This window comes from Arthrobacter rhizophilus (assembly GCF_026241105.1).
Classification (GTDB): Bacteria; Actinomycetota; Actinomycetes; order Actinomycetales; family Micrococcaceae; genus Arthrobacter.
Map to the genome: position 1 here is coordinate 56,213 of NZ_JAPFFT010000024.1, position 8,859 is coordinate 65,071.

Genomic DNA, 8,859 nt, shown 5'->3' on the forward strand with positions numbered 1-8,859 from the left:
CCTGCTTCAGGCCTGGGTGCCGTAGATGAATTCTTTTGCGTGGTTGACGGCTTTTCTGAAGGCGTCGTTGCGGAGCGTGATCTGTTCGTCGCTGTCTGTTTTGCTTGGCTCGAGGTAGGCGGTGTGTCCGGGGTGCAGCACCCAGATGTCTCCGGACGGGGGTAGGTAGAAGACGCCGAAGGAGCGGTGCCGGGGGTCTCCGGTCCAGATGGGGACCACGGCGAGCGCCGCTCCGGTGTCGGCGTTGATCCATTGGGCCCGGGGCAGCGGCTGGAGGTGGACCTGGACCGCGGGGTCCAGGAACGGTGCTGTGCCTTTGCCCCAGCGTTGTTCAAACCGTTCGTGAAACGCCGGCATCAGGGGGTGTTCGTAGGGGTGCCAGGCGCTCATGGCAGGCTCCTTTCAGGCTCGGGCGGGGTGAGCGTTACGGGGAAATGCGTGCTTGATTCAATGCAGGATCCACCACAGGATCCGGTCATCGGGCCGGGGCGGTTCTTGGCCCGTGCTGCTGGGCGGTTCGGCAACGGTTGGAACAGATCCCATGAACCTGTGACCTGCTCTCCGGTGACCTGCTGTCTGGGGGCCGGTTTCGCGGGGGGTTTCCCAGTGCGCCGGGCCGATGATCAGGGCAGCGCCGGAGGGTCTTTGCGATGAACGGAAGAAAGGTCCTTGTGGTTGCCGCCAGGTCGGCAAGGCTTCGGGCGGGGGTCCCTGCCGTTGCCGGTCGTACTCGGCTCGCTTGACCGGGTCGCGCAGAAGGGCGTAGGCGTCCATGATGTCGCGCAGTTGTTGTGGGCCGGAGTCCGGCACTGCGGGCGCTGCTCCGGGGGTGCGGGTGTCGGGATGGTGGGCGCGCACCAGTGCCCGGTAGGCGTGGTTGATTTCACGGCCCGTGGCTGCCGGATCCAGGTGGAGGACCTTGTAGGGATCCGGGTTGTGTTCTTTCATGGTCCCGTTTCCTGCTGTCGTTTCTTGTCCAGGCCCGAGGCGCCGCCAGGGCAGCGGTCCTGAAGTGTGGGGATGGCCCCGGCCTGTGGGGCCGGGGACCATCGGTGCGGGAGGCATCGTCGGGGTGCACCTTTTCGGTGCGCAACTGGCGCGGTGGCGTGGCTGGTTTGCATCGCCGTTGTATTACTGGCGGCCGGTCCAATGCTCCCGGTCCTGCACGCCTGGCAGGTGCCCGGCGGGTTTTAGGCGTTGATTTCCTGACGCTGATTCTTGTCTGACGCGATTTCGATCCGGCGTGGTTTGGCTTTCTCGGCCACCGGGATCCGCAACGTCAGTACGCCGGCGTCGTAGCTGGCGGTCACGGCGTCGGTATCCAGGGCATCGCCGAGGATGAGCTGGCGGCTGAAGACGCCGCGGGGCCGTTCGGCGGCGATGAGCTCGGTCTTTTCACCGACAGGGTCCTTGCGCTCGGCCTTCACGGTCAGGACGTTGCGTTCGACGTCGATGTCCACCGAATCGACGGCGACTCCGGGCAGGTCGAGGGCGACGACGAATTCTTCCCCTTCCTGCCAGGCGTCCATGGGCATGGCGGCCGGCCGGGCTGTGGTGCCGAGAACCTGCTGGGCGAGCCTGTCGAACTCGCGGAAGGGGTCGGTACGCATCAGCATGGTCTTCCTCACTCCTTAGAGATTGTTCCTGTTGTTGTTCCTACCAGGCCATCTTCTGTTGTGGCTGGTATAGATTTTTTATAGCACTGGTGTGAAACTGAGGCAAGAAGGATTTTTCAGGGTTTCAAGGAGGGTCCGATGGAGGCAAACACCGGTAGGGCAACCGGGGTGTATGCCATTTCCGTGGCCGCCGAGCTGGTGGGGAAGGGGCAGCAGAACCTCCGGTTGTATGAGCGCAAAGGCCTGCTGGAACCCGGACGCACTGACGGGCAAACACGCCGCTACAGTGAACAGGACCTGGATACCCTGCGCCGGATCAGCGAGCTGCTCGAGGATGGTCTGAATCTGGCCGGCATCCGTATGGTCTTTGAACTTGAAGCCGTGAACCAGCGGCTGGAACGGGAATTGGCGGCGGCCCGGACCCGGCGCTGAGCGGCAGTGGCCCTGGCCGGGACGCAGGCTGCAGTCTTCCTGGCCCGATACGGGAACCCGCGTTGCACCTATCTACCCGGTTTTGGCGCGGCACCCAAGACCGAGTGCGCCGAAGTCACGTCAGGGGACCGCCTGGCGAATCTTGCGTTCGTGCCATCTGCGATATAGTCAGCACGCTTAGTAGTTGCTTGTGATCGCCCCTATTCAGCCGGGAGGCCTGATAGGGCGAGAGTTTCGCTGCCGATGATGCACGATGACGCCGCCGGATAAGACGGTTGGACAAAATAATAGGAGTACGAATGGAAATCTGGCCCGGATCGGCGTACCCCCTTGGCGCCACCTTCGACGGAACCGGAACCAACTTCGCCTTGTTCAGCGAGAGGGCTGAAAAAGTCGAGCTTTGCCTGTTTCAGGAGGACGGCTCCGAAACCAAAGTCGACGTCGTGGAAGTCGATGGTTATGTTTGGCACTGTTACCTGCCGCAGGTGCAGCCGGGCCAAAAGTACGGCTACCGGGTGCATGGTCCGTATGATCCTGCCGCCGGGCAGCGCTTCAATGCCGACAAGCTCCTCCTGGACCCTTACGCGAAGGCAGTGCACGGCCAGATCGACTGGGATCCCGCTCTGTTCTCCTACAACATGGGCGATCCGGACTCCCGCAACGACAAGGATTCCGCGCCCCACATGATGTTGGGCGTGGTCATCAACCCGTTCTTCGACTGGGACGGGGACCACCTCCCGCGGATCCCGTATCACCGGTCCGTGATTTACGAGGCGCACGTCAAAGGACTGACCCAACTCCACCCCGAGGTCCCGGAGGAACAGCGCGGCACCTACGCCGGCGTCGCACACCCGTCGGTCATCTCCCATCTGCAGAAGCTCGGCGTCACGGCCATCGAACTCATGCCCGTCCACCAGTTCGTCAATGATGGCACCCTCGAGGACAAGGGGCTGAACAATTACTGGGGTTACAACACGATCGGGTTCTTCGCTCCGCATAACAGCTACAGCTCCTCAGGGGATCAGGGCCAGCAGGTCCAGGATTTCAAGGCCATGGTCCGTTCCCTCCACCGCGCAGGCATCGAGGTCATTCTTGATGTCGTGTACAACCACACGGCCGAGGGCAACCACCTGGGACCCACGCTGTCCTTCAAGGGCATCGACAACTCCGCGTACTACCGTCTGATGGATGGCGACGAAAAGCACTATATGGATTACACCGGGATGGGGAACACGCTGAACGTGCGCAGTCCGCACTCCATGCAGCTGCTCATGGATTCCTTGCGGTACTGGGTTACCGAAATGCATGTGGATGGTTTCCGGTTCGATCTGGCGTCCACGTTGGCGCGCGAGTTCTATGACGTGGATAAGCTGTCGACCTTTTTCGAGCTCATCCAGCAGGATCCGGTGGTCTCGCAGGTCAAGCTGATCGCCGAGCCCTGGGACGTCGGTCCGGGCGGCTACCAGGTGGGCAACTTCCCGCCGCAGTGGACGGAATGGAACGGCAAGTACCGGGACACGGTCCGTGATTTTTGGCGGGGCGACCCCTCCACCCTGGGCGAGTTTGCCTCGCGGTTGACCGGATCGGCGGACCTCTACGAGCACTCGGGCCGGCGCCCGGTCGCTTCGATTAACTTCGTCACGGCCCATGACGGTTTCACCCTGGCCGATCTGGTGTCCTACAACGAGAAGCACAACGAGGCGAACGGCGAGGGCAACAACGACGGCGAATCCCACAACCGTTCCTGGAATTGCGGTGTCGAGGGGCCCACGGAGGATCCGAAGGTCCTGGGCCTGCGTGCCCGGCAGCAGCGGAACTTCATCGCCTCCACGCTCCTGTCCCAGGGTGTCCCCATGCTGTTGCACGGTGATGAGCTCGGCAGGACACAGCGGGGCAACAACAACGGCTACTGCCAGGACTCGGAACTGACCTGGATCAATTGGGACAGTGTGGACCAGCCCCTGGTCGAGTTCACGGCAGCCGTCAGCGCACTGCGTGCCAAGCACCCCACGTTCAGGCGCAGCCGCTTCTTCGACGGGCGCCCCGTCCTGCGGGGCGAGGGCGAGCGGCTCCCGGACATTGAATGGCTGGATCCGGATGGGAACACCATGCAGCCCGAGGACTGGGACAACGGCTTCGGCCGGTCCGTGGGCGTGTTCCTCAACGGGGATGGCATCCAAGGCCGGGACAACCAAGGCCGGCGCATCACGGACGTCAACTTCCTGCTCTATTTCAACGCCCACGACGACGAAGTCAAGTTCAGGCTACCTTCGGATGAATACGCACCCGCCTGGGATATCCTCATCGACACCGGGGGCGAGGGCGCCGACTCCGAGCCTGTCGAAGCAGACGGCACGGTCCCTCTCGCGGCGAAGTCGCTCGTGGTGCTTCGCGCGCACAGCGCCCCGGAGGAGGTAGCCGACCACTCGGTGGCAGCCTCCCTCGCAGCGTTGACGCAGACGGCGACCGCCGAAACCGCGGCGCTCACGTCACCTGCCGTTCCGGAGCCGAAGAAGACGAAGAAGCCGGCGGCCGGTCGGGCACGCAATCGGGGCGGGGCGGATTCGTGAGGACGCCTGCCTCCACGTACCGGCTGCAGATCAGGCAGGGGTTCACACTCTTTGATGCCGCCGAAACCGTGCCCTACCTGAAGTCGCTCGGGGTCGACTGAATCTATCTTTCACCCATCCTGAAGGCGGAGAGCGGCTCCGACCACGGTTACGATGTCACAGATCCTTCCGTCGTAAACCCGGAGCGCGGCGGGCAGGAGGGGCTTGCAGCCGTTTCGAAGGCCGCACACGCTGCTGGCATGGGTGTCCTGATCGATATCGTGCCCAACCATGTCGGCGTCGCCTCGCCGGTCCGGAATCCCTGGTGGTGGTCACTGCTCAAGGAGGGGCGCGACCGGGCGCTTGACTCGTTGTCCGCCGCTGGAATACGTACCGCGCTCCCTGGTCAACCGGGACACCCGCGGCTTCATCAAGATCGTCGCTGAGAAAGGGACGGGCAGGATCATGGGGGTCACCGCGGTGGGGACTGAAGCTGTGGACTTGGTGGCCGCGGGCGCCCTTATCATGGTGGCCGGTATGAGCGTGGAACAGGTCGCGAACCCTGTGGGTGCCGTACATGACCATGGCAGAATGCCCTGAAAATCGGGATAGCTTGAACGCCCCGGATAGTTGGACAAGGTATAGACGGCCGGGATGAAGGAGAACTCATGGACAGGGCACCGTCAGTGATCGTTTTCGACGTTAACGAAACGCTTTCGGACATGTCACAGATGGGGGACGTTTCGCAGAAGTCGGCGCCCCTGCCCACTTGGCGAAACTTTGGTTCGCCTCCCTGCTGCGCGACGGTCTCGCCGTCACCGCCGCCGGCGGCAATGTCACCTTTGCTGGCATCGGCGCAGAGGTCCTCCGCGGGCAGCTAGCCGATGCCGGCGTCGATACCGAACCGGACCGGGCCGCGGAGCACGTCATGGCAGGAATGGCGGACCTCGGCCTGCACCCTGGTGAGTCCCTGGATGATTTTCGCCTTCACTCCTGTGTCAAACAGGGATTCGCCCCGGGCCGCCCGGCACAAGGCGTCCAAAAGGTCCGTGCCACCGATTTCTTTCAAGACATATCTCGCTGCACCGGCAAGAACCGCACCCCGCAGGGCCTGTTCGTCATCGTAACTGGTCAGAATCAGTCAATTCAGCGAGGGATCGATGGAACGCACATCCCGGCACACTTCGATCCCGGTACGGTCCGGCAACCGGCCGTCCAGAATCGACACGTCCGGGCGCAACGCCGGGATGCGCCGGGTGGCTTGCTCCGCGGAGCCGGACATGCCGACCACTTCGAAGCCATCGCTTTCCAGAAGTTCGCGAAGTCCTCTTGGGACGAGCTCATGGTCGTCGAGGACGTACACGCTGATGGGGCCCGCGCCGGAGTTCCCTGGGCCGCTTTGTGCTGCTGCTCGATTCACGGTCCTCCTGTCCGGCAACCTGTGGCCGCGGTCGCGCAGGTCCGTCATGGTTTGTCCGGCCATCTCAGTGTTCACGACCGTCCGACGGCTCACAAGGGCCGAATGGCTTGGTACGTGGCAGCTCGGAGAAAATCGAGAGACTCGGCGTCCCGTTGGCCGAGATGACTTACCTAAACCCGTATTTAGCCCCGACAGGGGTCTGTTAGTTGTTGGCTGCGGCATAGAAGTTCAGGCTGGCGGAGAACACGATCCAGGAAATGTAGGGCAGCATCAGCAGTCCTGCTGTCGTGCTTATGGGGCCGAATAGGATGACGGTGGCTGTCACGGCCAGAAACAGTGCGACGATGAGGAGAAGGGCCAGCCATAGTGCGGCGTCGCCCCATACGGGGTACATGCCGAAAAAGGTCGGTGCCCACGCTAGATTGAGCGCCATTTGGATACCGTACGCCGTCATGGCTCCGCGGGTCTTGGCCGACCGTTGGCGCCAGACCAGCCACGGAGCTACCGCCATCGCCGTGTACAGCACCGTCCAGACCGACCCGAAAACCCAGCCCGGCGGTGCCCAGGGCGCTTTGGTGGCCGTTGCGTACCAGCCGGAGGCATTGTCAAGGATGGACATCGACCCCAGCAAAGAAACCGCGTAGGAGAGGACGAGGAATCCTAAGAGTGCCGTGACTTGACGAGCAAGACCCGTCCGGGCCGTCTTAACCGGCCGGCTCGTCTGTTGGGATTCAGCCGACACTTGGTCCACCTTGTTCGATCGAGGGTTGGACTTACAGTCTGGCAGTCTCCCGGCTTGAAGGGGTGGTCCATGAGCCGTGGGTGGTTGTTCCGCCGACTCCGGTGACCGCACCGTTCCAGACGACGGACCTTGGTCCAACCGTAATTGCCGTTGCCGGTTCTGAATCCGTCGTTGCTCAAACACTCCAGGCCTCCTCGAACACGCCTACACCAAGCTCGGGAGCAACAAACGCGTAGACACCCTGCGGCGCAAGGTCAAGAACACGGTGGAGAATTGCCAGGCAGATTCTCTGCTCGCGTAGGCCCGCTTCTCGAAGGGTGAGGCATCAGAAGAAGCGAGAAAGCGCGCAGTTTCCTCCACAACCCCATGAAGGATCCTGCCCGGTGCGCGCGAGCGCTTCGGCGCATGTGAACTGACTCACAAGGCTGCAACCTGGTCGCAACCCTCCCGCCCCTACGCTGAAGTCGAACACTCCATCGTCTGCTCGAAGCGGGGCAACGATGATTGTGTTTCGCCAGCAGGCCGCGACGGTCCGGGCGACGACGGCGACACGCCAGCGAACTCCTTGTGGCCAGCGGCTACTCAGTACGCAAGTCGACTTCTTCCGGCCCCAGCGCCAAATTTTCATGTTCCGCACCATCCAGCTTCAACGACGCAAGGATTTCGCCAATGACGACGACAATGCAAGCAGCCGTAGTAACCGAATTCGGAAAAGACCTCCAGATCCAGTCCCTTCCCATTCCCGTTCCCGGCCGTGGGGAAGCGCTGGTCAAGGTCTTGACCACCGGCGTCTGCCACACGGACCTGCACGCCGCGGAGGGGGACTGGCCCGTGAAGCCCTCACCGCCGTTCGTGCCTGGCCATGAAGGGGTGGGCGAGGTGGTGGCTCTCGGTGAAGGGGTCACCGACCTGGCCGTCGGGGACCTCGTGGGTAACGCCTGGCTCTGGTCCGCCTGTGGCGACTGCCAGTTCTGCCGGACCGGCTGGGAAACGCTGTGCGAAGCCCAGAAGAACGCCGGCTATAGTGTGGACGGCTCGTTCGGGGAGTACATGCTGGTGGACAGCCGGTTCGCCGCGAGGATTCCGGCAGGTTCGGATCCCGTGGAGGTTGCCCCGGTGCTCTGCGCGGGCGTCACCGTCTACAAAGGGTTGAAGATGACCGAGGCCAGGCCGGGCCAGTGGGTCACCATTTCCGGCATCGGCGGACTGGGGCACATCGCGGTCCAGTACGCGGTGGCAATGGGCCTGCGTGTCGCGGCCGTGGACATCGCCGACGACAAGCTTGCCCTGGCCAGGAAGCACGGCGCGGAACTCACGGTCAACGCGCTGCACGAGGATCCTGTGGAAGTCATCCAGCGCGAAACCGGAGGCTGTCACGGCGTCCTGGTCACGGCCGTGCATCCGTCGGCATTCGGGCAGGCGATCGGCATGGCCCGGCGCGGCGGGACCATCGTCTTCAACGGTCTTCCGCCGGGAGACTTCCCTGCACCGATTTTCGAGATTGTGCTCAAGGGCCTGACCGTCCGCGGCTCGATCGTGGGGACGCGGCAGGACCTGGAGGAAGCGCTGGACTTCTACGCGCAGGGCAAGATCCACCCGACCGTGTCCACGCGTGAGCTCTCCGAGGTCAACGCGGTCCTTGATGAGATGAAGCATGCCAAGATCGACGGCCGCGTGGTCATTAAGTACTGATCGAATTCAAGTGCCAGCGGCGGCGGTTTCCCCCATCCACATGGGGAATCGCCGCCGCAGGGAACTGATGGGAAGTGCTCGGCGAGGAAACGAAAAGTTCAAAGCAAGAATAGGCGGGCTAGCTCGTCCCGGCTACAAAACGGGGCCAGGACGGTTGCTGACGCTTCGCGAAGGATATCCGGCCTGCTTGTCGGGCGCTCCGGTCACCAATCGCGCGCATTCCAACAGAACCGTCTAGAGAGAACCAAGGAGTTTACCTATGTCCAATGCCCGAACCGAAGCCTCATACTGGGCACCCCATCACGGCGATGCCCTCGAAAACCTTCTCCACGAGAACCGGAAGTTCGCGCCCACCGCGGAATTCGCCGCCAACGCCGTGGTCGGCGCGGAAGTCTACGCGGAAGCGAA

The 8,859-nt window shown here is 63.0% G+C and carries 7 protein-coding genes and 3 pseudogenes; 5 read left to right on the forward strand and 5 right to left on the reverse strand.

The window, feature by feature from the left end:
- Positions 1–6 precede the first annotated feature (6 nt).
- The 3 genes from OOZ51_RS17645 to OOZ51_RS17655 form a co-directional block, all read right to left on the reverse strand.
- Entirely contained in the window at positions 7–390 is a 384-nt protein-coding gene (locus OOZ51_RS17645) for a hypothetical protein (protein ID WP_265981076.1), read from the reverse strand.
- A 57-nt stretch (positions 391–447) separates the two neighbouring features.
- A complete protein-coding gene (locus OOZ51_RS17650) occupies positions 448–948 on the reverse strand; it encodes a J domain-containing protein (RefSeq protein WP_265981077.1) in 501 nt (166 codons plus the stop codon).
- Positions 949–1,190: 242 nt separating this feature from the next.
- A complete protein-coding gene (locus OOZ51_RS17655) occupies positions 1,191–1,616 on the reverse strand; it encodes an Hsp20/alpha crystallin family protein (RefSeq protein WP_265981078.1) in 426 nt (141 codons plus the stop codon).
- A gap of 138 nt (positions 1,617–1,754) precedes the next feature.
- Here OOZ51_RS17655 and OOZ51_RS17660 point away from each other — a divergent pair, with 138 nt between their 5' ends.
- The 4 genes and pseudogenes from OOZ51_RS17660 to OOZ51_RS17675 form a co-directional block, all read left to right on the forward strand.
- Positions 1,755–2,048, forward strand: a complete 294-nt coding sequence (locus OOZ51_RS17660; RefSeq protein ID WP_265981079.1) for a MerR family transcriptional regulator — start codon at positions 1,755–1,757, stop codon at positions 2,046–2,048.
- A gap of 299 nt (positions 2,049–2,347) precedes the next feature.
- Positions 2,348–4,618 (forward strand): glycogen debranching protein GlgX, encoded by a 2,271-nt coding sequence (gene glgX / locus OOZ51_RS17665; protein WP_265981080.1) that lies wholly within the window; start codon positions 2,348–2,350, stop codon positions 4,616–4,618.
- Positions 4,615–4,950, forward strand: a pseudogene (locus tag OOZ51_RS17670) (alpha-amylase family glycosyl hydrolase); the annotation flags it as partial. The gene glgX and the pseudogene OOZ51_RS17670, both read left to right, overlap by 4 nt.
- A gap of 16 nt (positions 4,951–4,966) precedes the next feature.
- Positions 4,967–5,255 (forward strand): annotated as a pseudogene (locus OOZ51_RS17675) (hypothetical protein); the annotation flags it as partial.
- A gap of 288 nt (positions 5,256–5,543) precedes the next feature.
- On the opposite strand, the pseudogene OOZ51_RS17680 reads toward OOZ51_RS17675, so the two are convergent.
- Both OOZ51_RS17680 and OOZ51_RS17685 read right to left on the reverse strand, forming a co-directional pair.
- Positions 5,544–5,960, reverse strand: a pseudogene (locus OOZ51_RS17680) (response regulator); the annotation flags it as partial.
- A gap of 259 nt (positions 5,961–6,219) precedes the next feature.
- Positions 6,220–6,759 (reverse strand): TspO/MBR family protein, encoded by a 540-nt coding sequence (locus tag OOZ51_RS17685; RefSeq protein WP_265981081.1) that lies wholly within the window; start codon positions 6,757–6,759, stop codon positions 6,220–6,222.
- A 669-nt stretch (positions 6,760–7,428) separates the two neighbouring features.
- Between OOZ51_RS17685 and adhP the strand changes: the two genes are divergently transcribed.
- Positions 7,429–8,451 (forward strand): alcohol dehydrogenase AdhP, encoded by a 1,023-nt coding sequence (adhP, locus tag OOZ51_RS17690; protein WP_265981082.1) that lies wholly within the window; start codon positions 7,429–7,431, stop codon positions 8,449–8,451.
- Positions 8,452–8,859 lie beyond the last annotated feature (408 nt).